This is a genomic window from Streptomyces montanus (assembly GCF_005786655.1).
Classification (GTDB): domain Bacteria; phylum Actinomycetota; class Actinomycetes; order Streptomycetales; family Streptomycetaceae; genus Streptomyces; species Streptomyces sporangiiformans.
In genome coordinates this window covers 29,543-52,962 of sequence record NZ_VBZC01000057.1, presented here as the reverse complement: position 1 = coordinate 52,962, position 23,420 = coordinate 29,543, and the positions used below count along the sequence as shown (strand labels likewise).

22 protein-coding genes and 3 pseudogenes are annotated in these 23,420 nt (G+C 67.4%); 10 read left to right on the top strand and 15 right to left on the bottom strand.

The window, feature by feature from the left end; translation table 11 throughout:
• Both FE633_RS47525 and FE633_RS36735 read left to right on the top strand, forming a co-directional pair.
• Positions 1-1,284: WD40 repeat domain-containing protein (locus FE633_RS47525; RefSeq protein WP_212747324.1), on the top strand; the 1,284-nt coding region annotated here is incomplete at its 5' end.
• A 36-nt stretch (positions 1,285-1,320) separates the two neighbouring features.
• A complete protein-coding gene (locus FE633_RS36735) occupies positions 1,321-4,428 on the top strand; it encodes a class I SAM-dependent DNA methyltransferase (protein WP_342791245.1) in 3,108 nt (1,035 codons plus the stop codon).
• Positions 4,429-4,482: 54 nt separating this feature from the next.
• Here FE633_RS36735 and FE633_RS36730 read toward each other — a convergent pair whose 3' ends face one another.
• A complete protein-coding gene (locus tag FE633_RS36730) occupies positions 4,483-5,619 on the bottom strand; it encodes a YecA family protein (RefSeq protein WP_138049489.1) in 1,137 nt (378 codons plus the stop codon).
• Between the two features lie 407 nt (positions 5,620-6,026).
• On the opposite strand from FE633_RS36730, the gene FE633_RS36725 reads away from it, so the two are divergent.
• Both FE633_RS36725 and FE633_RS36720 read left to right on the top strand, forming a co-directional pair.
• The gene (locus FE633_RS36725; RefSeq protein WP_138049488.1) at positions 6,027-6,527 is read left to right on the top strand and encodes a hypothetical protein; all 501 of its coding nucleotides are present in this window, start codon (positions 6,027-6,029) and stop codon (positions 6,525-6,527) included.
• Between the two features lie 26 nt (positions 6,528-6,553).
• Positions 6,554-6,988: a hypothetical protein gene (locus FE633_RS36720; RefSeq protein WP_138049487.1), complete on the top strand. Its 435-nt coding sequence runs from the start codon at positions 6,554-6,556 to the stop codon at positions 6,986-6,988.
• A gap of 481 nt (positions 6,989-7,469) precedes the next feature.
• Here FE633_RS36720 and FE633_RS36715 read toward each other — a convergent pair whose 3' ends face one another.
• Positions 7,470-7,682 (bottom strand): hypothetical protein, encoded by a 213-nt coding sequence (locus FE633_RS36715; protein ID WP_246114002.1) that lies wholly within the window; start codon positions 7,680-7,682, stop codon positions 7,470-7,472.
• A 344-nt stretch (positions 7,683-8,026) separates the two neighbouring features.
• On the opposite strand from FE633_RS36715, the gene FE633_RS36710 reads away from it, so the two are divergent.
• A complete protein-coding gene (locus FE633_RS36710; protein WP_138049485.1) occupies positions 8,027-8,527 on the top strand; it encodes a GNAT family N-acetyltransferase in 501 nt (166 codons plus the stop codon).
• Here the strand turns inward: FE633_RS36710 and FE633_RS48875 are convergent.
• From FE633_RS48875 to FE633_RS36700, 3 genes and pseudogenes are all read right to left on the bottom strand, one after another.
• Positions 8,500-8,757, bottom strand: a complete 258-nt coding sequence (locus tag FE633_RS48875) for a hypothetical protein (protein WP_246114001.1) — start codon at positions 8,755-8,757, stop codon at positions 8,500-8,502. The two genes, FE633_RS36710 and FE633_RS48875, sit on opposite strands and share 28 nt — an antisense overlap.
• A 14-nt stretch (positions 8,758-8,771) precedes the next feature.
• Positions 8,772-8,996: pseudogene (locus FE633_RS48870) on the bottom strand (helix-turn-helix domain-containing protein); the annotation flags it as partial.
• 152 nt (positions 8,997-9,148) lie between these two features.
• Positions 9,149-9,898 carry a dienelactone hydrolase family protein gene (locus FE633_RS36700; protein WP_246114000.1) on the bottom strand — a complete coding sequence of 250 codons (750 nt, stop codon included), beginning with the start codon at positions 9,896-9,898 and terminating at the stop codon, positions 9,149-9,151.
• 77 nt (positions 9,899-9,975) lie between these two features.
• On the opposite strand from FE633_RS36700, the gene FE633_RS36695 reads away from it, so the two are divergent.
• Positions 9,976-10,797: a helix-turn-helix transcriptional regulator gene (locus FE633_RS36695; protein WP_171060270.1), complete on the top strand. Its 822-nt coding sequence runs from the start codon at positions 9,976-9,978 to the stop codon at positions 10,795-10,797.
• 401 nt (positions 10,798-11,198) lie between these two features.
• Here FE633_RS36695 and FE633_RS36690 read toward each other — a convergent pair whose 3' ends face one another.
• Entirely contained in the window at positions 11,199-12,221 is a 1,023-nt protein-coding gene (locus FE633_RS36690) for an alpha/beta fold hydrolase (protein ID WP_246113999.1), read from the bottom strand.
• Positions 12,222-12,353: 132 nt separating this feature from the next.
• Between FE633_RS36690 and FE633_RS47520 the strand changes: the two genes are divergently transcribed.
• Together FE633_RS47520 and FE633_RS36685 are read left to right on the top strand one after the other, a co-directional pair.
• Positions 12,354-12,497: a hypothetical protein gene (locus FE633_RS47520; RefSeq protein ID WP_171060269.1), complete on the top strand. Its 144-nt coding sequence runs from the start codon at positions 12,354-12,356 to the stop codon at positions 12,495-12,497.
• A gap of 4 nt (positions 12,498-12,501) precedes the next feature.
• The gene (locus FE633_RS36685) at positions 12,502-12,855 is read left to right on the top strand and encodes a DUF4158 domain-containing protein (protein ID WP_138049483.1); all 354 of its coding nucleotides are present in this window, start codon (positions 12,502-12,504) and stop codon (positions 12,853-12,855) included.
• On the opposite strand, the gene FE633_RS48865 is transcribed toward FE633_RS36685, so the two are convergent.
• The 3 genes from FE633_RS48865 to FE633_RS36675 all read right to left on the bottom strand — a co-directional run bounded on the left by FE633_RS48865 (position 12,836) and on the right by FE633_RS36675 (position 14,740).
• Positions 12,836-13,252, bottom strand: coding sequence for a TolB-like translocation protein (locus tag FE633_RS48865; protein WP_246113998.1), 417 nt, complete (start codon positions 13,250-13,252; stop codon positions 12,836-12,838). The two genes, FE633_RS36685 and FE633_RS48865, sit on opposite strands and share 20 nt — an antisense overlap.
• A 153-nt stretch (positions 13,253-13,405) precedes the next feature.
• On the bottom strand, positions 13,406-13,843 hold the full coding sequence (locus tag FE633_RS48860; RefSeq protein WP_246113997.1) for a TolB-like translocation protein: 438 nt from the start codon (positions 13,841-13,843) through the stop codon (positions 13,406-13,408).
• 117 nt (positions 13,844-13,960) lie between these two features.
• The gene (locus FE633_RS36675; RefSeq protein WP_138049482.1) at positions 13,961-14,740 is read right to left on the bottom strand and encodes an MBL fold metallo-hydrolase; all 780 of its coding nucleotides are present in this window, start codon (positions 14,738-14,740) and stop codon (positions 13,961-13,963) included.
• A 52-nt stretch (positions 14,741-14,792) separates the two neighbouring features.
• Here FE633_RS36675 and FE633_RS36670 point away from each other — a divergent pair.
• Positions 14,793-15,586 (top strand): annotated as a pseudogene (locus FE633_RS36670) (IS5 family transposase); the annotation flags it as partial.
• Between the two features lie 1,158 nt (positions 15,587-16,744).
• Here FE633_RS36670 and FE633_RS47915 read toward each other — a convergent pair.
• Both FE633_RS47915 and FE633_RS36660 read right to left on the bottom strand, forming a co-directional pair.
• A pseudogene (locus FE633_RS47915) lies at positions 16,745-17,068 on the bottom strand (transposase); the annotation flags it as partial.
• Between the two features lie 145 nt (positions 17,069-17,213).
• On the bottom strand, positions 17,214-18,059 hold the full coding sequence (locus FE633_RS36660) for an NAD(P)H-binding protein (RefSeq protein ID WP_138049481.1): 846 nt from the start codon (positions 18,057-18,059) through the stop codon (positions 17,214-17,216).
• A 439-nt stretch (positions 18,060-18,498) separates the two neighbouring features.
• On the opposite strand from FE633_RS36660, the gene FE633_RS36655 reads away from it, so the two are divergent.
• On the top strand, positions 18,499-19,320 hold the full coding sequence (locus tag FE633_RS36655; protein WP_138049480.1) for an IS5 family transposase: 822 nt from the start codon (positions 18,499-18,501) through the stop codon (positions 19,318-19,320).
• Between the two features lie 588 nt (positions 19,321-19,908).
• Here the strand turns inward: FE633_RS36655 and FE633_RS36645 are convergent.
• The 4 genes from FE633_RS36645 to FE633_RS36635 all read right to left on the bottom strand — a co-directional run bounded on the left by FE633_RS36645 (position 19,909) and on the right by FE633_RS36635 (position 23,281).
• A complete protein-coding gene (locus FE633_RS36645; RefSeq protein ID WP_246113996.1) occupies positions 19,909-20,742 on the bottom strand; it encodes an MFS transporter in 834 nt (277 codons plus the stop codon).
• 14 nt (positions 20,743-20,756) lie between these two features.
• Positions 20,757-21,068, bottom strand: coding sequence for a hypothetical protein (locus FE633_RS48855; protein WP_246113995.1), 312 nt, complete (start codon positions 21,066-21,068; stop codon positions 20,757-20,759).
• 550 nt (positions 21,069-21,618) lie between these two features.
• Positions 21,619-22,584, bottom strand: a complete 966-nt coding sequence (locus FE633_RS36640; RefSeq protein ID WP_171060268.1) for a phosphotransferase family protein — start codon at positions 22,582-22,584, stop codon at positions 21,619-21,621.
• The gene (locus FE633_RS36635; protein ID WP_171060267.1) at positions 22,568-23,281 is read right to left on the bottom strand and encodes a transposase; all 714 of its coding nucleotides are present in this window, start codon (positions 23,279-23,281) and stop codon (positions 22,568-22,570) included. Before FE633_RS36635 ends, FE633_RS36640 begins: the two co-directional genes overlap by 17 nt.
• Positions 23,282-23,420 lie beyond the last annotated feature (139 nt).

The following is a 23,420-nucleotide window of genomic DNA, read 5'->3' as shown; positions in this document are numbered from 1 at the left end:
GTCTGGCTGTTCAACCCCTTCCAGAGCGCCGCCCGCCAGAGCGAGCTCTTCCCCACCGATTCCCTCCAGGCAGGCGAGGTAGTAGGCCGATTGCCCGTTCGCGGCCAGCGGCTCGTGGCGCTGGCCGCTCCCAGTGGCGCCAGCGTGGCAGGCATCGTGACGGACGACGCCATCGAGGTGTGGGATGCATCCCGGCCCGAGCCGCGGCATGTGGGAACGTACCCGGCGCAGCCGCGAGCGATGTTCGCCGGCATTCCCAGCCCAGATAAGGCCTGGAAGGTTGCCGTCACCGGTGACGAGGGCGTCCAACTGCACGGCCCCCACCCTGCGGTGCAGTGGGACCCCAGCCCATCCCCCTCCCCACGGCCCCGGCCGGCACGCAAGCCGCGGCGGGTCGTGCAGGCAGCGCACATGATGGCCGCCCTGCTGTCCGCGACGGGTACGCAACGGCTGGCCGTCCCCACTGGCTCCCAGGTGGAGATCCTGGACGCCGTCACCGGGCAGTGCCTCGACCGCTACGAGCATTCCTCCCCCGTGGCCTTCCTGGAAGCCCTGCCCGCCCGGGACGGCTCAGCCGCCGTGGCCGTGGGCGATGCGACGGGCATCCGTCTGTGGAACACCGCAGATGATGTCGCCCGGCCGCTTGTGAACGGCTCGTTCGAGCAAGCCCGCTGCTGCGCAGTGCAGCTCCCGGATGGGCAACCCGCTCTCGTGGTGACCGACCGCAGCGGGACGATCATCGTGGACGCCGTCACCGGCGAGGTAAGACCGCTCCCTGGCACCGGGCCAGTCAGCGCGCTGCTGGCGCTGCCCTCCCCCGCTGGCCGGTGCCTGGTGGCGGGGACGGTGCGCTCCCGGCTGCTGGTGTGGGATGTGGCCGGTGGCGAACTCGTCGAGGAACGCACGCTGCCCTACCGCAACACGGTCACCGCCCTGTGTCCCGTCCCCCTGCCCAAAGATCGTGTCGCGGTGGCCATCGCCACGCCTCATGAGATCGCATTCTGGGATCCGCAGGGGTGGAGCCGGGTGGGCCGTATCGACACCCCGTACACCGCCGTGATGACCGCACTCCCCCAGCCCTCGGGGTCCTGGCTGCTGGCAGCCGGCAACGGCACCGGCATGCGGCTGTGGGACCCCCTCACCGGACGCCTCGTACATTCCCTGCTCACCGCGGCACCGGTCACCAACATCGTCCACACCGCAGGCGACACGCAGCGTGTGCACATCGCCGGGCCAGCAGGGCTTGCCACTCTCGGCTGGCCGCTGAAGGCAGAGCCGTCGTAGGGACGGCAAGCGCCCGTTGATGACGTGTCGCAGCCGATGGCCCGCACGCGGGTCGGGCCCAACGCGTTTGGGCAGCAATGCCTCTGCGAAGGCCCGAGGTCCGGCCCGCTCGTGTCCTGGCGCCGCTGCGGGCCTGAGCGAGACGCGTATGGTCAGCACATACTCTCGCGGGGCGTTCGTGGCGCAGGCGCCCGCCGGTTTGCCGGCATGCACCACCAGGCCGTGGACAGCGCGGATAGTCTCCGATGCGTGATGAACGACGGTCTCATGCGTACCACCAGCCGGCTCTTCGACGCCTTCTGGGCAGCGGGAGTCTCCAGTCCGCTGGAGATCGTGGAGCAGATATCCCACCTCCTCTATCTCCGTGAACTGGACGGCGTCCAGAAACACTGGGAGCGGGAGACTGTTCGGCAGGAACCACTGCAGAGGCAGCCTATCTTCGCTCAGGACGAGCAGCATCTGCGCTGGTCCCATCTGATCCGCCTGACGCCTCAACGCATGTATACGTCGATGACCGACGAGGTGTTTCCCTGGCTGCGTCGCCACACTTTCGCCGGGGTGTGCTATTCGCAGCTCGTCAAAAATGCTCGTTTCACGATCCCGACTCCCAGTCTCCTCGCCAGGGTTGTGGTCCTGCTCGAGGAGGCGCTCTCGGCTGGGGATGCCAACGCGGGCGCTCTGTATGAGCAACTACTCGCCCGGGTCGCCGCGGCCGGTCCCTATGGTGCCTTCGGTACGCCTCCTCATCTGACGGCTCTGATGGCAGCGATGGCTGAGCCCGGAGCTGACGACGAGGTATGCGATCCAACCTGTGGCACGGGTGGTCTCCTGGCTGCCGCGGCTCAGTTTGTCCACCGGTCCCGCCCGGACACCACGCAGCAGAGCGCGGCGGTGGTGAGCGGCAGGATCCACGGGTTTGACTTCGACACGACCATGCTGCGGTTGAGCAGCATGCGGCTGGCTCTTCAGGGCTTCGAGGGTGCTGATCTGCGCTACCGGGACAATCTGGCTGAGGGCGTCGGGGCGGAGCGTGAGCGCTACTCAGTTGTCCTGGCCCATCCCCCGTTCGCGGGCAGCGTCGACTACGAGGCCGTCGCACCGGAGTTGCTCGCAATGGTGCGTACGAAGAAGGCCGAGCTTCTTCATCTCGCCATGATTCTGGGGCTGTTGCAGCCGAAGGGACGCGCGGCCGTGATTGTCCCCGCCGGGCTGCTGTTCAGCTCGACTTCTGCACACATCGAACTTCGGCGCTTGCTGGTGGACGTGCATGGGCTGGAGGCTGTGGTGCAGCTGCCCGGCGGCACCTTCAAGCCGTATGCGGGGGTCTCGACGGCGATCCTGTTCTTCACCAAGGACGCCGGACAGGCCGACAGCGTGTGGTTCTACGATCTCACGGCGGACGGCTGGAGCCTGGACGACCGGCGTGAGCCGCTGCTGTCGCAGGACAAGCTCGGGGTGGCTCCCGACAGTGTTCTGGATGCCGTCGATCACACGCGTAACAACCTCCCGGATCTCATGCGGCGTTGGCGGCTGCGGCACAGCAGTGAGCGTCGGCGTGCCCGGTCCGAGCAGAGCTTCTGCGTGACCAGCGCGGAGATCGCCGCGGAGGACTACAACTTGTCGCTGGGGCGATTCCGTCAGATCCATGAGATGCAGCGGGCCGCTCAGGAAGGCATCCGTCTGGGGGACTTCGCTGAAATCTTTCCCGGGTCCGTGCGCAGATCCGAGCTGGACGAGGAACCGGATGCGACGGACACGGCGGGGCGACGGCGGGTGTTGACACCCACCCTGCTGACCAGCACGCTGCCGGATGTGGCAGACCTGCCCCTGCGTGCGGACCAGCGCGAGCCCCGCCGCCGGTTGCGGCAGGGCGACATCATCGGACGGGATCTCGCCGGTACCCGCCACTGGACATGTGTGCCGAGCCAATACGACGGCGTGCAGCCCGGCCAGGGCCTGATCGTCATCCGGCTCACCGAGGAGCTTTTGCCCCACGAGTACGTGATCGCCTACCTGTCCAGCGCTTTGGCTGAGCAGCAGCTGCCGAAGTACGGAGTCATCCCGCGCATCAAGGCCCGCGAGATGGCCGACATCTGGATCCCCAGGTGTGACGGCAATCTGTCGGAAATCCGCGCCTCCCTCGCCATGCTCGACGAAGGAGAACGGGAAGCCGCACGCATCCAGGACGACCTCCACCGGAGACGGATGCAGATTTTCGAAAGCGGAACGGGTTCGGCCCGGCGTGGGCGGCTGGATGACGCCGCCGCGATCAGCTCCTTGACCGCGCAGAACCTGCGCCGGCACAACGAGCCCTACAAGCTGTTCCAGGATTCGTACCCCTACGCCGTAGCGCGCGCGGTCCGCAAGTTCCGGCACTCCCTGTCCCTGGCGGAAAAGCACGAGGCGGCCATCCAGTGCGCCGAGTCCTTGATCCTGTCCCTGGGCATCATGGCCCTTGCCCTGGCAACCGACCGCGGCCGTCAGGATCTGCCGGCCATCGCCCAGTGGAGCCAGTCCGTTGAGCGGGGCGGTGTCTCCCTCGGCCACTGGGTGGGGGTAGTCAAGGCAGTGGCCGAAGACGCACGCCAGCACGGTGACCCCGCCGCCGGCCTCGTCGAGGCAACAGCCCGTAAGAAGGGCGGGAAAGGCCTGGTCGCCGATCTCGACCAACTGGTCGTGCTCCGCAACAAGATCCGGCACGGCGCAGGCCCTCGGACACGGGCCGAGCTGGAGAAGAGCCTTGGGCGCATCGAACCGCTGATGCTCAGCAGCCTGTCGGGGTGCGCGTTCCTCGCCCACACCCGATGGGTTCACACGGACCGGCTCCAATGGATGCCTGACGCCGGGAAGTTCCGCGTCTCAGGCCTGGCCCTGATGGGTGACCACCCCGACTTCGCAACGGTCTCCTTCGACACGGCACACCCTCTGGCAGACGACCGGCTCTACCTCATCCCCCCAAACGACGAACCCCTCCCCCTCTCGCCGTTCTGCCTCCTGAGCGACTGTCCCACGTGTCTGGCACCCGAGCTGTACTACCCCGACCGCATGACGAGTTCCACGGCTCTCCTCAAGAGCCTGGATCGAGGCCACGAACTGGACAGCGACTCTGTTTTCAAGGCGCTGCGCGAGTGGGGCACCCCGTGAACCTACGGCCAGTTCCTCCACGGACCAGGAGCGCCAGCGCTACGGCCTGGCTTCTCAGGGCTCAGCGGCCGGTGGGGGTGGAGTGCTTGGTTGCCCCCACCGGTGCACGCATCGCTTGTACTTGCGGCCGCTGCCGCACGGGCATGCGTCACTGCGCTGGGGTGGCTGGTCGCTGCCGCCGGCGTAGGAGAGACGGTTGAGGCCGTGGATCTCTGCCGTCAGGCCGATGTCGTCCATGGTCCACTTCACGAGCGAAAGACTGGTGTGGACCACATCGGCGGCCAGGACGAGAGCGTCGGCGGCGGCGTGGGCGACGGTCGGCTGCATGGCGTAGCCGGAGGCGGCGAGCGGCTTCAGGGGGCGGCGTGCGTAGTGCTCGATGGCATGGGTTTTGGGCCGGTCCGAGGCCCGCAGCACGGTGTGAGTGGTGGCGGAGCCGAAGCTGGGGTGGACTGCGTCGCACAGCCATTCGTACAGGTCGAGCACGTCGACGGTGGTGGTGTTCTTGGCCAGTTTGTTGATGTAGGTCATCACGTTGGTGCTCTGGAGCACGGGAGGCCGGCCGGCGCTTTGTCCGACGCGTGAGGCGTACTGGAGTTTTGCCAGGCGGTTGTTGAGGTCGGCGCTGAATCGGGTGAGGGAGTCGGTGGTGGGCGGGCCGGCCTTCTTGAACGTGTCCCATGCCTCGTGGAGGAGGGTTGTTTCGTGGGTGAGGGCGGCCGCGCCCTCCAGCAGGGAGCGGGAGCATGCGGCCGCGACGAGCAGCCGCCAGCGGCCCAGGGCTTCCACGGTCTGCTCAGCCAGCTCGGCGGCGCGCCACAGCTGGGTCAGCCGCCAGGCCGCCATTCTCATGTGCAGGTCGGACAGGGCGAAGTGGGCAATCCAGTCCCGTGAGCCGAGCGCGGTGGTGTCCTGTATGAACGGGCTCGCCTTGCCCGACCACGTGCCGTCGGGATGGGAGACGGTGACGAACGTCCAGGTCTCCTCCGGTGCGGCCGCGTTGAGCAGGTTGGCGAGCTCGGTTGTCGCGTCGTTGGCGTTGTGTGCGTGCAGCGGCACATTGATGTGAACCACGGCCTGCGTGCTTTGGGCATCGTCGTCGGCCAGCGTCATCAACTGCCGGGCTGCCGCCTGAACACGGTCGGCCCGTTCCCTGCCCAGGGCCCGAACGACTTGTTCCTCAAAGCTCACACATCCCCCCCACTGCCCGCTCCATTGGTGGGCGTCACGCGCCCAGACTACTGGTGCACTCCAGAGGCAGGACCGTTGGTCAATCACCGGATGCCGAGCATGGCAAGCCGTTCGTTCCGCTCCGCCAACCGGACGGGGCCCTCACGCCTCTGACCAGCGCAAACTCTGCACCCGCTATAGCAGTCGGCGTGAGAATGACCTGGCCTTTCGTCACTCCCGTCAGCAACAGGTGAACACCACCGGTCAGTGGCAACCACCAGGTCACTGAGGCTGCGCCACTGACACTCAGATGACGAAGCTCAACTGACACTCTCCCGCAGACCGTCACTGGGCCGGCTGACTTCTGGGACCGGTCGGCTGGCGACTGGCCTGTGCGAGACGGTGGAGGCGAAGGCTTCCAGCACGAGGTGAGTGAGGCACGACAGGATGCCAACGCTGCTTGCAGGCTGGGGACCAAGGCACTGCGCCGTCGCGACCTCGACGGGGCTGAGGCCTGGTTCGCGGTTGCCTGCGAACAGCAGCACCCCGGTGCTGCCTTCAGGGCCGCGCTGACCCGCCTGCTGGCCATGACTCCCCCCGCGAGCGGCTTCGTAGATCAGGTGCAGGGCGGCAAGAGCTTTAGGCTCGTCAGCCATCTTGAGGGTGGCAAGACCGATGCGTTCAATTCTCTGGCTTGGGCAGCAAGGTGGGGACACGGCGACGCCCAGCACCTGATCGGCCGTCTGCGTACGGACGCTGGAGAACGTGTCACCGCGGTCGGCTGGCCACTGGGAGAAGAAGCTGCCGACGCTGACGACGGCATCCTCCGCGACGGCGCCAGCGTGGTGCCGATGGCGGACAACGCGCTGTACGAGCCGCAGGACACCGAGTTCTACCCTCCGTCCGGCCCGTGCCGGCATCCTGGCTGACCGCGCTACGGCCCGGCGGGAGGGTCGTGACGACGATCGCCGGCACGGGCCTGATCCTCACCGCCGACAAGACCGCAGACGGCGGCGCCACGGGGCGTATCGAGTGGGATCGGGCCGGATTCATGCCAGCCCGCCAGGGCGACGACTACGAGCACCCGGCCGAAGACATCTGGAAGGGAGCCGCGGAAGCCGAGGGAGAGGAGGTCATCACCAGCCGGTACCCGCTGCTCTACCCGTCAGACGCGTGGGACGTCATGTCAATGCTCCAGCTCCATCTCCCCGGCATCGACTACCGGCGCAGCCAGGACGGTGACACGCGCACTGTGTGGCTACTGCACCCCGACGGCTCATGGGCCCGCGCCACGGCAACTGGCTTCCTTCAGCTCCCCGACCGTTCACCAGAGCGGTTCTCAACGCCTGTAGAACGAGCTGGAACGCATCCGCAACCGACTCAACCGTGACGGCGCACTGCCCGTATACGCCGCTTGGGTCAGCATCACCCTGGACGGGACCACCACGCTAGCTCGCGGATCCTGGACCCTCACCCTGTAATCACCTCCCCGTTTCCTTCTTGTACCGGCCGGCGAGGTCACTGGTCGCACCGAGCAGCACCTCAGGCCACCGCTTCGATGCACCCACCGCTTCAAAGGTCAACACCAGACAACTGAGAAACCACAAGTCACGACCACCATGAACCTGCAGCTAGCTCGCGCGATGGCATCAAAGGAGATTCTGATCATGACTGATCAGAGAAATCCTGCCGCAGAGATCCATTCGCAACTGGTGAGCAATCGTTTGCGAAAGGAAGGCAGCATCGGGCGGCTTGTGCGTGCGCCTGCCTGCCGTGTGTGCCTTCCGGGCTGTTCCGGGCTTCTTTTGGGGAGGGGTGAGCGAGCTGAAGGCCGGCGCCGTGTGACAGTCTGGGGGGCGGCTCGCACCAGGCTAGTCGTCGACGCACTTGGGGTACTTCGAGCCCCGGTTGCAGTCGTGGTAGTCGTACTTGCTGACCCGGAACTTCTTCTCTTCGCCCGCCGTGGTCGGATCGACAACCAGGTAGAACTTCTTCCCGTCCTTGATCTTGTCGGTGACCTTCCCATCGGGCCCTTGGTCGAAGTTCTGCGCACACCCGGCGAGGGCGAGGGTGCTGACTGCCATGAGGACGGCGGCAAGGCGATACATGTCGTGCTCCGATCAACTTGATGTTGATCACAGTCTAGGGGTGATCGACTGACTACCTGTCAAGCCAGGGTCGTCACACCTGCGAACAAGATCTCGCGAACAGGATCCTCAGAGAGGGCCGAGAAGTGCGTGCAGCTCAGCTTCGGGAGCACCAAGTGGACGCAAGTGCACGTATCCGCAAGTGGGCGGGATTCCTTGCAGGGTCACCTGTGCCGTCCTAGTACTCCAGTCGTAGATCGTTATGCGCCCTGGTCTTGGGGCTGTCTGGCGCGGGCGGAAACTAAAGTGGCCTCAGGGCATCATCTGGGTAGAGTCGGGCGGTGCCCGAGTTGCAACGGCTGCATGCCAGCCATGCCCCGGCGGTCCTGGCCTTCGAGCTCGCGAACCGCGCCTACTTCGCTGCCTCGATCTCCGACCGCGGCGACGAGTTCTACGAGCAGTTCACCGACCGGCACAGCGCCTTGCTGGCTGAGCAAGAGGCCGGCATCTGCGCCTTCTACGTGCTCGTCGCCGAGGATGGCTCGGTTCTGGGCCGGTTCAACCTCTACGACGTCGAAGACGGCACTGCCAGACTCGGCTACCGGGTTGCGCAGCATGTCGCCGGCCGCGGCGTGGCGACCGCGACCGTCCGGGAGCTGTGCCGGCTGGCGGCGGCGCGGCACGGGCTCCGCACACTGCGGGCGGCCACCGCCCGCGACAATGCCGCGTCCCAGAAGGTGCTGACCAAGGCCGGGTTCGTCCCGGTTGGCCCGGCCGACCCGGCCGACATCGGCGGTAAGCCAGGCACCTGGTATCAGCGTGACCTAGAAGTCCAGCCGTAGAGCGTGGCGTACAAGTCCAGGACCCGTTGGGCCGTGGCGCGGAAGTTCGGGTCGCGGATGAAGATCCAGGAGCGGTGCTGCCAGGGTTTGAGTGCGTCGTCCCTGAGCCAGCGGCGCACCGTGGAGGCGGAGACAGTGTCGGTGATGGCCCGAGTGACGGCCTCGCGCGCGAGCTCGGGGCATATGACCAGCCTGAGAGCGGAGTTCCGGACTCGGTGGGCAACTGACAAGCCAGCGCCTTGACTTCGGCGATCTGCAGCGCGGTGAACGTCGGCGGCCGCCCCGACCGCTTGCGGTCGGCCAGGGCAGGCACCCGGCCGACCGCAAACCGGCCGCGCCAACTGCGCACGGTGTCCACTTGCAGGCGGGTTTCAGCGGCGATCCGAGCGTTGCCGCGGCCTCGTGCCGCCAGCAGCACGATCGTCGCCCGCTGGCGTGCCTGGTGCGCGGTCTTGTGGCCGTAGGCCATCTTCTTGAGCCGGTGGCGCTCGGAAGCGGTCAGTTCCACGGGCACGGCGGAGCACGCGGGCATGGAGGAGGGCGGCCCATCATTCGGGGGCGGTGAACGTGAGTGGTGGGGCCTGCTGGCTTCTCGCACGCGCTTCTGGGAAGCCTTCGCGGTTAGTCTTCGGCGCTGGTCAGCAGCGCGTGGACGCGATGCCATGCGTCGGCTGCTGTGGCCGGATCGGTGTGGAGGAAGCGGTGTCCGATGCCGGGGTAGACGACCATCTCGTGCTGTATGCCGGCCTCACGCAACGCGTCTGTGATCTCGCGTTGCTGTGCGGGCGGGACGACGTGGTCCCTCTCGCCGACGAGGAAGAGGAGACGCCCGGTGATTTTCGGGGTCAGCGACAGCGTCGGTTCGGGGCGGCTGATCGGGATGTCGGTGGTCGGCAGCCAGCCGCCGTAGAAGACGGCCACGGCGGCGAGGTCGAACTCGGTGGCCGCGAGGTAGGCGATGTGACCGCCGAGGCTCAGTCCGACCATGCTGACGCGTGCGCTGCCGACTGCATGAAGGTGGCCGATGGCAGCGCCCACGTCGCTGAGAACGGTGGCGCGCGTCATCAGCCCCAGCAGTTCGAAGCCTCGCTCCCGGCCCGCAGGGTCGCGGGGCAGCTCGCTTCCGGGGGCGGTGCGGTGGTGGAAGTCCGGCGCGAGTGCCACGAACCCGAGTCCCGCGAGTCGGTCGCAGACGTCGCGGACATCGGCATCGACGCCGAAGAGTTCCATGCCCACCAGGACACCCGGGAACGGGCCGGGGGCCCTTGGCCGGGCGATGTAGGCACCCATCGGCGGCCCGTCGCCCACCGGGATGTCGACCTGTTCGGTGCCGATGGCATACGGCCCGGTCATGCCAAAGTTTGTGTTCATGACGTTCATGGCGCCAACGTAGCCACGGCTTAGACTGGTATCCACAGGATGTTTTTCCTAGTAATGGAAGTACCAGGATGCCTCAGACCACGATCCGCGCCAGGGAGCTGGGAGAGCTGCTCCGCTCCCGCCGCGAGCGGCTCCAGCCCGCTGATGTCGGTCTGCCCACAGGGGCGCGACGCCGCACCCGCGGCCTTCGCCGGGAAGAGGTGGCCCAGCTCGCGGCCATCTCCTCGACGTACTACACCTACCTGGAGCAGGGCCGCGAAATGCGTCCCTCCCGCCAGGTACTCGACTCCCTCTCGGCAGCCCTGCGGCTCGACGCCGCCGAGCGCAGTCATATCCACGAACTCATCCACGGCGCCCCGCCCGCCGAAACACCCGCTGTCGTGGAAACGCTTTCACCTGCCCTCGTCTCGCTCGTCGACCGGCTCGACCCGTGCCCGGCCTATGTCACCGGCCGGTGCTGGGATGTGCTGGCCTCGAACCGTGCCGCTCGGGCGTTGTGGACCGACTGGCCTGCCCGGCCGCCGGAAGCCCGCAACCTCCTCTGGTGGATGTTCACCGACCCTGGCGCCCGTCAGGTGATGGTCGACTGGCCGGCCGAAGCATCCGCGCTGCTCGGCCGATTCCGCACTGCCACGGCACGGCACCCGGGTGACCCCGGCTTCAGTACGTTGCTCGAGCGCCTGCACGCGGCGAGCCCCGAGGTAAGAGAGTGGTGGCCACAGCACAGGGTCGTCCCCCTGAGCTCCGGCACCAAGCGGCTGCGTCATCCCGTCCTCGGGGAGATCGAGTTGGAGCATGTTGTGCTCCAACTCGCAGACAATCCCCAGCAGAAACTGGTGACCTTCACTGCCACCGATCAGGTCCAGGACCGGATCTCCTCACTGTTCTAGATGGGCCTCACCTCACCGCACCGCACCGCACCGCACCGCACCGCACCGCACCGACAGCAGCATGCACAACATCGGTCGCACGTCCGCTCCGCTACAGACCCGGGGACACCACACGGCCAGTGCTCAGGTCAACCCCAGAAGGACTTCCGGAGCCGACCACTAAGCTTGTCGTTTAACCTCTGACCTCGAACGTCGCGTCGTACGCGCTCACTCGTCCGGGGATTCGCCGGGCAGGCGGACGGCATTCGCATGATCATGCGTTCCGCCACGGAATCACGTTCATACCAAGGCCGCAGAGGTGAGTTTGCTGGACCACGATGCCCGGCGAGACGCGTTCGACACCGGCCCCTCCGCGGTGCCGACAGCTGGGGATGACGTCAGCCAGCAAACCGGACGAAACCCTATGCGCCCACAGTGCCTTGCACGAATCGCCGAAGGTGCGCACGCACGGCGTCAGGCTGCTCCAGCCAGGGCTCGTGCCCAGCGCCCTCAATCCGCCTCAGCGGAAGATCGAGCCGGAGCGCAAGTGATTCAAGAGCCGACACAGGGCGGGGATCGTCGGCCCCACCGAGGAGTTCCGTTCGCGCGGGCAGGCACGCGCGCAGCTCGGCCAGATGCGCATCGAGCGGGTCCGCGCGTCCTTCCCTGCCAAGTTCACCATTCATGGTCCAGTTGACGGGGCGACGCCGCCGGGCGCCCTGCGCGGCCCAGTGCCACCCGCGTTCGGGATCGGCGTGGTCGGTGAACCAGGCCAGCGTGAGCAGCTCGACTTCCTGTTCTTCCGTGCGGTCCGGCAACTCCTCTAAAGCGCGGAGCCGCTCCTGCTGTGCTGTGGACATACGGCGATCGCGCTCCGCTCGGTCCGCGGAGCGCCAGTCACCGACAAACGGGCCGCACATCAGCAGCATCGCGGCAACCCGGTCACAGTGCGCCAGGCAGAACCGGCTCGCCAGGTCGGTGCCATAGGAATGCCCAATCAGCACGGCCTTGGACACGTCCCATGCGTCGAGCAGCTCGGCGAGATCGTCGACATGCCGGGCGAGGGAATGGCGCCCCCGCCACGGCGACCGGCCCGTGCCACGCTGGTCGTACCGGTACACGGGCGCAAGGTCCGCGACCATGGCGGCGACATCGCCCAGGTAGTCCGGCAGACCCGGACCACCATGGAGCATGACTACGGGCGGCTGCCGGGTGGTGTCTCCCAGCGCTATCCAGCGCAGCTGAGCCTTGTCCGTCATCGACACGAGGCCCTGCGTCTCCATCGAGGTCACCGCGGAGAACCTACCGGTCTCACGGAAGCTCTGCCAAAGGTTAAATAACAAGCTCAGTACCTGTTCCTGAACCCCCGGAACGCGCGGGCTCGGTAGCCTGATCACAGGCGGACCGAAGGCCAAGGAGATGGCCGTCTCCTTGAGATCGATCAAGCGGTCGAGCTCCTCGGTGGGCTTCGGTTGGCCATGGTGAGGGCCGAGGTGAGCCCGAAAGTCGCCAATGTTTGATCTTGGTGGTCCGGCGGGTCCGGCCGTCACCCGTTCGACCCAGTGTCGTTGGTGGTGATGTTGACCATCGTCTGGGCCCGGGGCGGGATTGCGACCTCGATCGAACGGACCGCGTATCCGCGGTTCAAGCGGCTGATCATCGCACATGAGCTGCATCTGCTCTTCGCGCTGACCCGGGAGGCGGCGGCGTGGGGCGGCTGAGCGGATGGATTCCGACGGCCATCAGCTCGCTCTGCTGCTGGCGTTGAAGTCCTATCAGCGGCGGGGCCGGTTTCCGAAGCCGGATGAGTACCCGGAGATGGCAGTCGATTTCGTCCGCCGCGCGGTGGAGTTGCCGGAGGGCACGAAGCCGTTGTGGGCAATAGGCCGGACGGCCGAGCGCCAGCGCACGGAGGTGCGCCGCCGGGTTGCGGCGACGTACGACCAGGCCGGGGCCCGCAGGTTCGCGGAGGCGTCGATTCGGAAAGAAGCCACGGCGAAGAACCGCCCGGCGGACCTGATCAACGTTGCGCTGGAGAAGGTGGTGGAGGCCGGGGCGATCAGTAGAAGCGGCGGATGAAAACGTCCGACTTGCCGTTGGTGTCGCCGGGCACGATGTCGTCGGCCGTGGAATGGAAGACCACGTCGCGCCCACCGGCGCTGACCGCGTCGGTCCCGGCCGAGGCGAGCTGGTTCGAGACGATCTCGTCGGTGCCCGTCTGCAGGTCGCGCAGCGTGAGCGACGGTCCGTTCGTGTCGTGTGGGGCGTACAGCAGATAGCGGCCGGTGGGATCGATGGCCACGCCCCGCACGTTCGGCACCAGTTGGTCGGTGCCCGAGCTCTCGTCGTGGATGTAGGTGTCGGAGCCCGAGAGGTAGACGACCTTGCTGCCGTCCTTGCTGAGCTGGACGAGTGTCGCCGCCTTGGACGGGCCCTCGATCGGGCCGGAGGAGGTGTCGTCGGTCCGGTCCCACACGAAGACGTCCTCTGCCTGGCCGTCCTGGTAGGCGACAAAGCGGCCGTCGCCGCTGATGGACGGCCGGGCCGAGACGGGGTGGCCGAACTCGGCGACGGTCTGCGTGGTGTCGGCGTTCCAGTCCCGTACCTCGATGCGCTGCCCGGACGGCGGTCAAGTGAAGGTGGCGACGTGGGCGATGTAGCGGCCGTCTCCGCTCAGCGACGGCTGGCTACAGCTGAGGCCCGAGCAGTTGATGCCGATCGTGCTTCCCGAGCTCACTTGGGACAGGAAGACCTTCGTGTCTCTGAACCGCAGCCCCCACAGGGCAACGTATTGCCCGTCACCGCTGATCACCGGGGGCTGGATCGGGGAGGTGTTTGTGCTCATCAGCGTGGTCTGGCTCGTCCGCTGGTCGCGGACGAACACCCTTTCCCATGTCGCCGGGTTGGCGGGTGTGAGGTTCTTCGCCGACGACGAGAAGGCGATACGCCGGCCGTCGGTCGTGATCGTGGCGCCGGCGGAGTCGCCGTCGCCCTGGGTGCCGTCGGTCGCGACACTGATCCGCTCGACCCCGGCTCCGCTGTCGCTCGCGACGCCCGCCACGGTCATGGGCTCAGCCGAAGCGGGCAGCACCATGGTGACCGCGCAGACCACGACCGTGGCGCCTAAGACGTCGTCTCATTTGGAACACGGCATGGTCGTTCTGTCAGCGTCAGGGCGTCCGCGCTATTGGGCGCTATGCACCGTCGTATGACCACTTCCACGGGCGAGGTTGGTGACGAGCCCGGGAGTGGCGACGTATATGGGGTGCCGGAAGGATTCCGCGGCTGTTTCGTGTGCGGCTTTCGGATCTGTCCCCGGCCACAGGTGGGTGAGCATGAGGCTGGCAGCGCCTGCCTGGCTGGCGTACTGGCCGGCCATGCGCGCGGTCAGCAGATACGGTGCGTCGGCGGTCGGCACCTCGTGGATGTATGTGGCTTCTGACAACAGAAGGTCAGCACTTTGAGCGAGGCGCAGGATGTCGGGGCTCGGACCCGTGTCGCCGGTGTAGGCGAGCACGGCTTCCGGTGTGGTCAGTCGGATGCCGGCGTTGGGCACGAAGTGCGGAAGGAGCCAGGTGTCGGTTCTGAACGGGCCGATGTCGAACCGGTCGCCTGGCTGGAACTCGCGAAGGTGGTACGCCCCGGCGAGCATGCTCGGTTTGTCGAGCGCGAGAACGGCGTCGGCGGCGCCGTGGGGCGCGTAGACAGGCAGTGCCGGCGGTGGCGTGTCACTCAGGCCCCGGGCACGCAGGAGAGGGTTGAGGTCAGCGCAGTGGTCGGGGTGCTCGTGGCTGATCAGCACGGCGTCAATGGCGTCGACGGTGTTGTGGTCGAGCAGGCGTGGCAGCGTGGCGTACCCGGGGTCGATGAGCAGGCGGAAGCCCGAGTACTCGACGAGGTAGCCGCTGCATGCCTGGACTGCGGTGGGCCACGCTCCACAGCCGCCGAGAACGGTCAGTTGCATGCCAAAGAACAGTAGCTGTCATGCCGTTGTCGTGAGCAGGCATTTTCCGGGCATGGGAGCGGACGTGATCGAGACGTTGGTGCCGGAGTCTTTATGGGAGCTGTTTCAACGTGTGGTGCCGTCTGCTCCAATACGGCCGCAGGGTGGGGGCCGACGCTGGTACGGGGACCGCGAGGTCCTCGCGGCGATCATCTTCGTGGCAACTACGGGCTGTACCTGGCGGCAACTGCCGCCGGTCTTCGGCCCGTCGGGGGCGACCGCGCACCGACGCTTCACCGAGTGGTCCGCCGCCCGGGTCTGGGCGAAGCTGCACCGTCTCGTCCTCGACGAACTCGGCTCGCGTGGTGAGCTGGACTGGTCGCGCTGCGCGGTCGACTCGGTGAACATGCGGGCTTTGAAAGGGGGGAGCTGACAGGTCCGAATTCGGTAGACAGGGGCAAGAAAGGGTCGAAGATCCACTTGATCACTGAGCGGACCGGGTTACCCCTCTCCATCGGCATCTCCGGCGCCAACCTCCACGACAGCCAGGCGCTCAAGCCTCTCGTACGCGGCATTCCGCCGATCCGCTCCCGGCGCGGGCCGCGCCGACGACGGCCCGCCCAACTTCATGCCGACAAGGGCTACGACTACGACGACCTGTGCCGATGGCTACGGCAGCGCGGCATCCGGCACCGCATCGCCCGCCGGGGCATCGAGTCCGCCGCCCGGCTCGGCCGGTACCGCTGGACGATCGAGCGCACGATGTCCTGGCTGGGCGGCTGCCGCCGTTTGCACCGCCGCTACGAACGCAAGGCAGAACACTTCCTGGCCTTCACGGCCATCGCCTGCAGCCTCATCTGCTACCGCGACTCGCCAAATGAGACGACGTCTAAGGCGGCCCGCACACGTCTGGTGGCGCTCCGATTCGCGTTTCCTCTCATTTTCCCCCTAAGGCAGGACATGGTCCTTCTCCCCGGTTCCCCACCGGAGGGCCACAAGCATGCAACCGCGATGGCGCTGTGGGGTCAATGCGTCGCATGACTATCGAGAGGCGCGGTTCCGGTCAGGTGAGAGCGGTCGGCTTCGCAGCGCGCAGGGCCATAGGGGGCCCGCTGAGACGCCGGGTGGGAAGGCCGAGCAGGGACATAGGGTGACGAGCGGAGACGACACGGCGAGCGGATGGCCGCACGAGGACCTCCCTCCCCGTACCGGCCGAAGAATCCGACCAGCATCTGGTGGTCCGACAGCCCTTCGGGGCTGTAGACGCCGGCGGTTTCGCGGTCCCACTGGGATTCATCGGCGAAGACGTAGTCAAGTGCACTGAGGGCCGAGGTCGGACGGCTGAGTACGTCGGCCTCCAAGCGTCCGCACTGTGCCCTCGGGTCCACCGGGCGCTCCTCGGCCGATGCCAGCCTCTCCACAGCGCCCCGGGCACCTCGGCGATACCCCGTGAGGACCACCGCCACGGCGACCGCCGCTCCCGTGGCTCTGTAAGTGGGAACGGGCAACGTTTGTCGACGGTTTTGGGCAGCACTTAGCGATCACAGGGCTCGAAAATGTCGATGCGAAGTAGCAACGCTGGTGCTTCAGATGCCCTGCGAGGTTGGTCTTGGATCCGTGTCGCTGGTTTGAGGTGCGGTGTTTGCGTGGCTCGTTCGGGGGTTCGGTGTTGGATGCCTGGCCGCTCCGCTCACTCGGTCATTCCTCCACGGCTGTGTCGCCGTAGCGCCGCGCGACCTCGTGGAACGCCTCCTTGGGTCTGCACGCGCCGTCGCCGGTCACTGCCACGATCCCGAAGCCGGCCTTGTCGAGGTCGAGACGAGGATCTTCGTGACACGGGAAGTCGGGCATGGCGAAGGTGAACACGAAGCAGCCGTGCACGCGCTCGGCGTCGTACTGGTCGATGAGTTCACCGAGGTAGCGGGCCTGGACGGCCTCGTCACGGGGGTGGTCGCCACGGATACGCGGCGGTACGGCGAACCAGTTGACGATCCAGAAGGAACCGGCTCCCCGCTGGTCGGCTCCGTCCGGCCGTAGCCACGGAGAGACGTCGACCGCCAGGACCAGGCGGCCATCCGCCGCGCGAGGCAGCGGCAGCCCGGCCAATGTCCGCCGCAGCCGGTCGACGTTGAGGCGACCCTTGTTCAGGCTGCCGTACAAGGCGCCGTGGCCGCGGCGGTGTTCCGGCGCGAGCGCCGGGTCGACCAGCGTCCGCACCGGCCCGTCCGTGCACAGCAGCGCGTCAGTCAGCTCGAACAGCGCGTCCTGGCGTGCGGTCAGGCAGTCGTAGAAGTCGCCCCGCGAGCGTGACAGCGCTGTGAACGCCTCCCATCCGTCGTTCTGGTGCAGCACACTCGTCTCCGCGGTCTCGGTCTGTTTGTGCGTCCTTGGCCGGAGCACATGATCAGGCCGAGGCCGTCCCCACGTCTGGCGAACTCCCAGGTGAGCGACCCAGTTCGAGGACCTTTTCGGGCCGGGACTTGAAACGGCGAACCTAGCGGAAATCGTCCGCGTGCTCTTGCGCCCACGAGCGGAACGTGCGCGCCGGCGCTCCGGTGATCTCTTCCACCGTGGAGGTGATCAAGGTCGATTCGGGCCGCGTTTCAGCGCTGGCCAACAGGGCCTCGACGAGAGCAGGTGGCCTGCCGTCGGCGAGCATCTGCTCTCGTGCGACCTGTAGAGGGACCTTCTCGAAGCGCGTCGGGCGGCCGATCGCTTCCCCGATGGTGTGTACCTGCTCAGCTCTGCTCAGTACCTGCGGGCCGGTCAGGACGTGTTTCATGCCCGCATGCCCGTCATCGGTCAGCGCATGTACCGCCACGGCCGCGACATCGCGCTCGTGGATCACCGCCGTGGCGGCCATGTCGGGACCGCGAACGACGTGCGTGGTGCGGATCTGCTCGGCCCACCCTCGTGCGTTGGAGGCGATGGTGTTCGACCGCAGGACGGTCCACTCCAGGCCGGATTTTTCGATCAGGCGCTCCATATCGGCGTGGAGCTGATTGATCGGGTCGGTCTGCCGCTCGGCGTCCTCGTTCACACCCGACGACGAGAGATAGACGATGCGACGGGCATGTCGTGCAATCGCCTCCAGCACGGCCAGGGCCCCCTCGGTCGTAAGGAACGGCCAGATCAGGAACACTGTTTCGCTCCCGGTCAGCGCCCCCTCCAGCGTGTCCGGCTCGGACAGGTCCCCGCCCACGACCTTGACTCCCTTCGGTAGCTCGGCCGATTCGGGATCACGCGCCAACGCACGCACAGCGGTGCCTGTCGCCAGGAGCCGAACAACAACTTGCCGGCCGACATTGCCGGTCGCGCCAGTCACAAGAATCTCACTCATGATCAGGTCAGCTTCGGCCGTGCTCGGAGTATTCCGTCCTGCCGGGCCCGGGGGCTCGAAGGCGAGGACGGGCACGGCCGTAGAGCGCATGCCGGGGCCTTGCTGAGGCTCTCCGGCCAAGGACTCACATGATCACGCCGAGGCCACCCGCACGTCTGGCGAATGCCCAGGTGAGCGACCCAGTTCGAAGGCCATTCGATCTCAACGGATAAACGACAAGCTCAAAGAGCGTTTTGTCCCGGCAGAAGTGTTTGATGGTGCTTTAGGGGGCGAGCCGGCCTGGTGTCGCTGCGACAGACGGGCTTGATGCTGCGCATGTGACAGGTGAATCGAGCGTCAGCCTGTTTCGGCCGATTCGCTCCTGTCTGATCCCAAGGCGCCCCCGTCTGACGCCGTTTGCGCCCTGGGGGCAGGCGGTGCCCGACGGTACTACCGAAACATGACGCGACACCGCCCATATCCCAGCGATCTGTCCGACGCCCGCTGGGAACTGCTGCATCCCGTTCTTTCAGCCTGGCGGGCCGAGCGAAGAGGCAGGGGCCTGGACATCGGCCGCCCGCCCGAGCACGACCTGCGCCGCATCATGGATGCCATCCTGTACGTCGACCGGACCGGCATCCCCTGGCGCTATCTGCCGCACGACTTCGCGCCGTGGGAAACCGTCTACGGCTACTTCGCGAAGTGGCAGAAGGACGGTATCTTCGACCAACTCAACGGCCTCCTACGCCAGTTGGTGCGCGAGGCTGAAGGCCGGGACGCCCAGCCGAGTGCCTGTGTGCTCGACGCCCAGAGCGTCAAGACCTCCGCGAACGTGCCGGCCACGGGCCAGGCGATCGACGCAGGCAAGCAGATCGCAGGCCGCAAGCGCCACCTCGGCGTCGACACCCTCGGCCTCCTGCTGGCGGTCTGGGTCGCGACCGCCAGCGTCTCCGACAACGTCGGAGGCATCCACCTGCTTTCCTGGATCGCCGCAGCGAACCCGCACGTCAGCAAGGCCTGGACCGACACCGGCTATCGAACAAAGGCCATCGACCATGGCGCCCGCCTCGGCATCGACGTCGAAGCCGTCCGCCGGGGTCCCGCCGCGAAGGGCTTCCAGGTGATCCCGCGACGCTGGGTCGTCGAGCGGACCTTCGGCTGGCTGATGCACCACCGTCGCCTCGCCCGCGACTACGAGACCCACCCGCACCGCTCCGAAGCCATGATCCACCTTGCGATGATCGACCTCATAAGCAGACGGCTGACCCGGGAATCGCGGTGATCGAACGCAAGACCCAGGAGCTGATCAGGTTCGGCCGCCTCACCACAGAACCGCCCAGCAGCGCGCAGCCACCTTCGGGTCCGCGCTGCGTCCGGAACATGGGGTGTCGGCTACGGCATCGAGACCGTACGCATCCTGCTCAGCCTTGGGTTTGAAGACCTGCGGCTGAATCTCATCCGGGGCGCCCGCTCCCCGCTCAACGAGGCCTCAGCGAAGACCATGGCTGCGGCCGACATGGTCGAAGAGGGCTTCATCCGCGAGCACATCCCAAAACCCGGGCAGCGGCGTGACTCTGTAGTGCACTCGATACTCGTCCAGGGCAAAGTGCCTGGTTAGTCGTTCGGCTTGTGCCACGGTTCCAAAGCCGATCAGTCAGCTCTCTGCGCATCAGCAGGGCGATCAGCTACCCGCCACCGCAAGGAATTGCCGTAAACGCCAGGCATCACCAACTGGCACTGACAAGTCATCTCATTTGGCGAGTCTGCGGTGGTGGATGAGGGTGCGGGTAATCGCTCACCGTTGCCCCTCCTGCGTCACCGCCCGATCCTCCCTGGTCGTCGCACGTTGTTTGCACGCTGCCGTTTGGTCCTACCAGGCCGGGACGAGGGCTGTCAGCATCAGCAGCGCGGTCAGGACGAATGCCCAGGGGTAGCCGGTCAAGCCGGCCACCGTGCCGAAGCCGACCGCGCCGATGCCCATACCCGCGTCGTAAGCGACATTCCACAGGGCGCTCACCGTCCCGTACCCGGAGGCCGGGACCCGGGAGTACATCAGCGTGATGGTTGCGCTCTGGGTGATGCCGAAGCCGACCCCGAACACGGCCGCACCCACGACGACCGCGACGGGGACGCCCGTGAGGGCAACGACGAGGATGCCGGCGGCTGAGGCGACCAGCCCCGGCACGACCAGCCCGGCGGCTCCGCGCCGGTCGGCGCACCGACCGGCGAACCAGCGGGATGCGGTCGCGGCGGCCGGTTGCACGAAGAGTGCCGCGGCGACCACGCCGGAAGAGCCCGGCGCCACGGCCAGTGGCAGAAAGGTGACGACGATCCCCGCGCCCACTGCCGTCACCGCGAACACGGCCGTGGGGCGGCCGAGGGTGCCGGAACGGGCCCCAGCGAAGATCCCCAGGCCCGGCCCCGGCGCCGCTTCCCTGCCGGGCAGGCCTGGGACGGCGGCGATGGAGACCAGGGCGACCAGTGCCGCCACCGAGCAGACGGGCCCGTACCCCGTGTGCAATGCCAGCCAGGCCCCGAGCGGCAGGCCCACCAGCGACGGCACACCGGCCATGATGCCGATCAGGGCCAGCCCCTCCCCGCGGCGTTCGGGCGGGATCAGCGACGCCGTCAGCGCCCCACCCGCCACCAGGGTGAACGCGAAGCCGAGCCCCCGGACAAGGCACACCGCCACGATGCACGCCATACTCTGCGACACGGTCAGGGCCAGTGCCGGAGCACCCAGAACAACAAGCCCGCCCCCAGCATCACGCGATAGCCACAGCGTGCGGCCAGCCATGGGGTTATCAGCTCGCCGGCCACCGTGGCCAGCATCAGCGCACCGGTGACCAGGCCCGCCTTGTCGCTGCCCCCGCCCGGCGCGCTCTGCGCGTACGCCGGGACGACCGACAGCAGCAGATAGAAGCTCGCCGAGGAGCCGACGACCGTCACACAGCGCAAAAGCAGCGGGCGGGTCACCAGACGCGGCCGCGCCCCGGCAACTCGGTCTTCAGGACCGACGGATGAGGCCATGGGGTGAAACCTAGGGGACGCAGCCGCCCGAAGGCTCCCCGTTTCCATGCCCGTTCAGCGGGCCAGTTCGTCGCTGGAATCTGTCACCGGTGACCCATTGGAAAAGCCACGAACCGTGCAACTCCCTTACCACGTCATCTCATTCGGCGAGTCTGCGACAGCAGATGAGCCAGCAGGCGATGCTGGTGAAGACCAGGAAGTGGCCGGTTTTGCGTTCGTAGCGTCGGCCGACGTCCTGCTGGTTCCAACGGGGCCAGCACAGGCCGGAAGCCGCGCCCATCACAAGCCGGAACCCGACACCTTGATCACAGTGAAGCGGGGCCAGCCCAAGCAGGAAAGGCGGAGCCAATACAGGGAACTGTCACAGATCACGGGGAAACGGTCACGGCGAGTGATGTCGCCGTTCGATTCGGCCTCGTCGCAGAGCCGTCGGCCGGGAGCCAGTCCGTACCCGGGGTGCCCCGGTACGGGTGTGCGATCGTCTTTGCTGCCGGACGTGGAAGGCGGTCCCGGCGCTCGCCGCCGTGCCCGCGCCCCGGACCGCCTCGGCTCAGCCCAGCGCGTCCATCAGAGCGGTGACATAGGCATCCAGCCGCTCCTCCACGGCCCGCGTCGTCAGCTCCATCCTCCCTGCCTCTCGCCATGGCTGCGACACCAACTGCACTTCTTCTGAGAACGCCAGCCCGTCCCGCACCCGCCAGTACAGCCGCTCACACGCGGCCGCGGCCAGCACCCCGCCGGCCTCCTCATACGCCTCAGCGAACCGCAGACCCCACGCCGGGCCGTGCAGCAGCGCGAGATTGGTGCAGCAGTGCGCCACATCGACATCCGCCGGGCCCCAGGAGGCAGCCGCCCAGTCGACCACGCCGGTGATCCGGGCACCTGCCGGCCCTGGGGGCGCCACGTCGAACAGCACGTTACCGGGATGGAAATCCCCGTGCAGGAACCGCCCTTCATAGAGCGGCGCGGGCTTGCGGATCACATCGATCGCCGCGGCCCAAGCCGCCGCGTCGGCGCCCTTCGGAGTCACGACGGTGCCGGCGGTCGTCAACGCCACATACTCCCGGGGCCGCTCGACGGGTCGCAACGCGTGGATCGCCACGAGTTGACGGGCCAGCACAGGGACGCGCGCCTCCAATCCCTCATCGTCGAGGACCGTCCGGCCCGCCAGATGTGTCATCAGGAGTGATGGAAACTCGCACTGCGCGGCGGTCGGATCAACCGCAACCAGTCCAGGAGCCGGCACGCCGGTCCCCGTGAGCAGGGTCAGAGCGCCAGCCTCCCTGTTCAGCCACACCTCAGCGTGCTCCACGAAGAACGGGTCGACGAAGGTCCGCAGCACCAGGTCACGGGTGCCTCCATCCAGCGTGCCGACTGTCAGCCGCCGCATTTCGGCAGTGATACCGCCGTCCAGCGCCTCGGCTCTGACGACCCGCTCGCCGGCCTCCAGATGCCGGCTCACCCAAGCCAGGGTCAACGGTCGGACAACCACTGCCTCATCATGGTTGGTCACCATGCCACCCCATCATCCCGACCACGACACCCGCGACAGTGGTCCCTACAGCTGCCTTTTGATCTTTTTGATGCGGTTCACGCGTGCCCTCGGTGCCGCCCGAGCGCCAGCGGAAAGTGAGTCCGGCGGTAACGGCGTCGAGGTCGCTGGTGAGGCCGCGGGCGAAGCCGGTCCATCCACGCAGTTCCGCCTCGGCGGCGCCCTCGATCCAGGCGGGCAGCAGGACGCCGGTCCGCTGGGTGAGCATGTCCCCGAAGCCGCGGACCAGCCGGTGCATGGTGGCCAGCTCGGGGCAGCCGTCCAGGACCGCCTTCAGCTGTTGGTGTTCGTCCCCGGTGAGCGTGGAGGGACGACGGGTAAGCCAGCCGGTGACCTGCCGCGTGCTGGGTGGCGCCGGCGGTGGCCGCGGGGTCCGGTGAGGCTGGTGAAGACGGTGTGCGGCCCAGTCCCGCAGGGTGGAGTAGCTGCCGTGCCAGTCGCGTTCGGCGAGTTCGCGATGCAGGGCCACGAGCGAGATGCGCCCCCGGGTCTCGGCGATGCGCCGGCTGAGGTAGACGTGGTGGATATCCAGGCTGCTGCCGCGGCGGTGGCGTCCAAGAGAAACCTGCTGCCAGTGCTCGGCACGGGCGTACCACTGCACGGTGTGACGGCCCCAGCCCAGAATCCGGGCGATGACCCGCAGACCCAACCCCTCGTCCAACAGACCATGGACCAGGGCACGATGCACCCGCAACCGCGCGGCGAGGCGCCCGTTGCCGTGCGACGTCGCGGGTTGCGACGAGGCCGGTGGAGGGCACCGACGGAGCCGGTGCCGACGATGGACGCAGGCAGGCGCGATG

What these genes read in the sequence shown, in the direction of transcription:
- FE633_RS36660 (WP_138049481.1), bottom strand. Translation starts at nt 18,059, where the DNA reads ATGAGTGAGATTCTTGTGACTGGCGCGACCGGCAATGTCGGCCGGCAA.
- FE633_RS36655 (WP_138049480.1), top strand. Translation starts at nt 18,499, where the DNA reads ATGACGCGACACCGCCCATATCCCAGCGATCTGTCCGACGCCCGCTGG.
- FE633_RS36675 (WP_138049482.1), bottom strand. Translation starts at nt 14,740, where the DNA reads ATGCAACTGACCGTTCTCGGCGGCTGTGGAGCGTGGCCCACCGCAGTC.
- FE633_RS36695 (WP_171060270.1), top strand. Translation starts at nt 9,976, where the DNA reads ATGCCTCAGACCACGATCCGCGCCAGGGAGCTGGGAGAGCTGCTCCGC.
- FE633_RS36715 (WP_246114002.1), bottom strand. Translation starts at nt 7,682, where the DNA reads ATGGCAGTCAGCACCCTCGCCCTCGCCGGGTGTGCGCAGAACTTCGAC.
- FE633_RS36640 (WP_171060268.1), bottom strand. Translation starts at nt 22,584, where the DNA reads ATGGTGACCAACCATGATGAGGCAGTGGTTGTCCGACCGTTGACCCTG.
- FE633_RS36685 (WP_138049483.1), top strand. Translation starts at nt 12,502, where the DNA reads ATGGATTCCGACGGCCATCAGCTCGCTCTGCTGCTGGCGTTGAAGTCC.
- FE633_RS48860 (WP_246113997.1), bottom strand. Translation starts at nt 13,843, where the DNA reads ATGACCGTGGCGGGCGTCGCGAGCGACAGCGGAGCCGGGGTCGAGCGG.
- FE633_RS47520 (WP_171060269.1), top strand. Translation starts at nt 12,354, where the DNA reads ATGTTGACCATCGTCTGGGCCCGGGGCGGGATTGCGACCTCGATCGAA.
- FE633_RS36700 (WP_246114000.1), bottom strand. Translation starts at nt 9,898, where the DNA reads ATGAACACAAACTTTGGCATGACCGGGCCGTATGCCATCGGCACCGAA.
- FE633_RS48855 (WP_246113995.1), bottom strand. Translation starts at nt 21,068, where the DNA reads ATGGCCTCATCCGTCGGTCCTGAAGACCGAGTTGCCGGGGCGCGGCCG.
- FE633_RS36735 (WP_342791245.1), top strand. Translation starts at nt 1,321, where the DNA reads ATGGCCCGCACGCGGGTCGGGCCCAACGCGTTTGGGCAGCAATGCCTC.
- FE633_RS36645 (WP_246113996.1), bottom strand. Translation starts at nt 20,742, where the DNA reads ATGGCGTGCATCGTGGCGGTGTGCCTTGTCCGGGGGCTCGGCTTCGCG.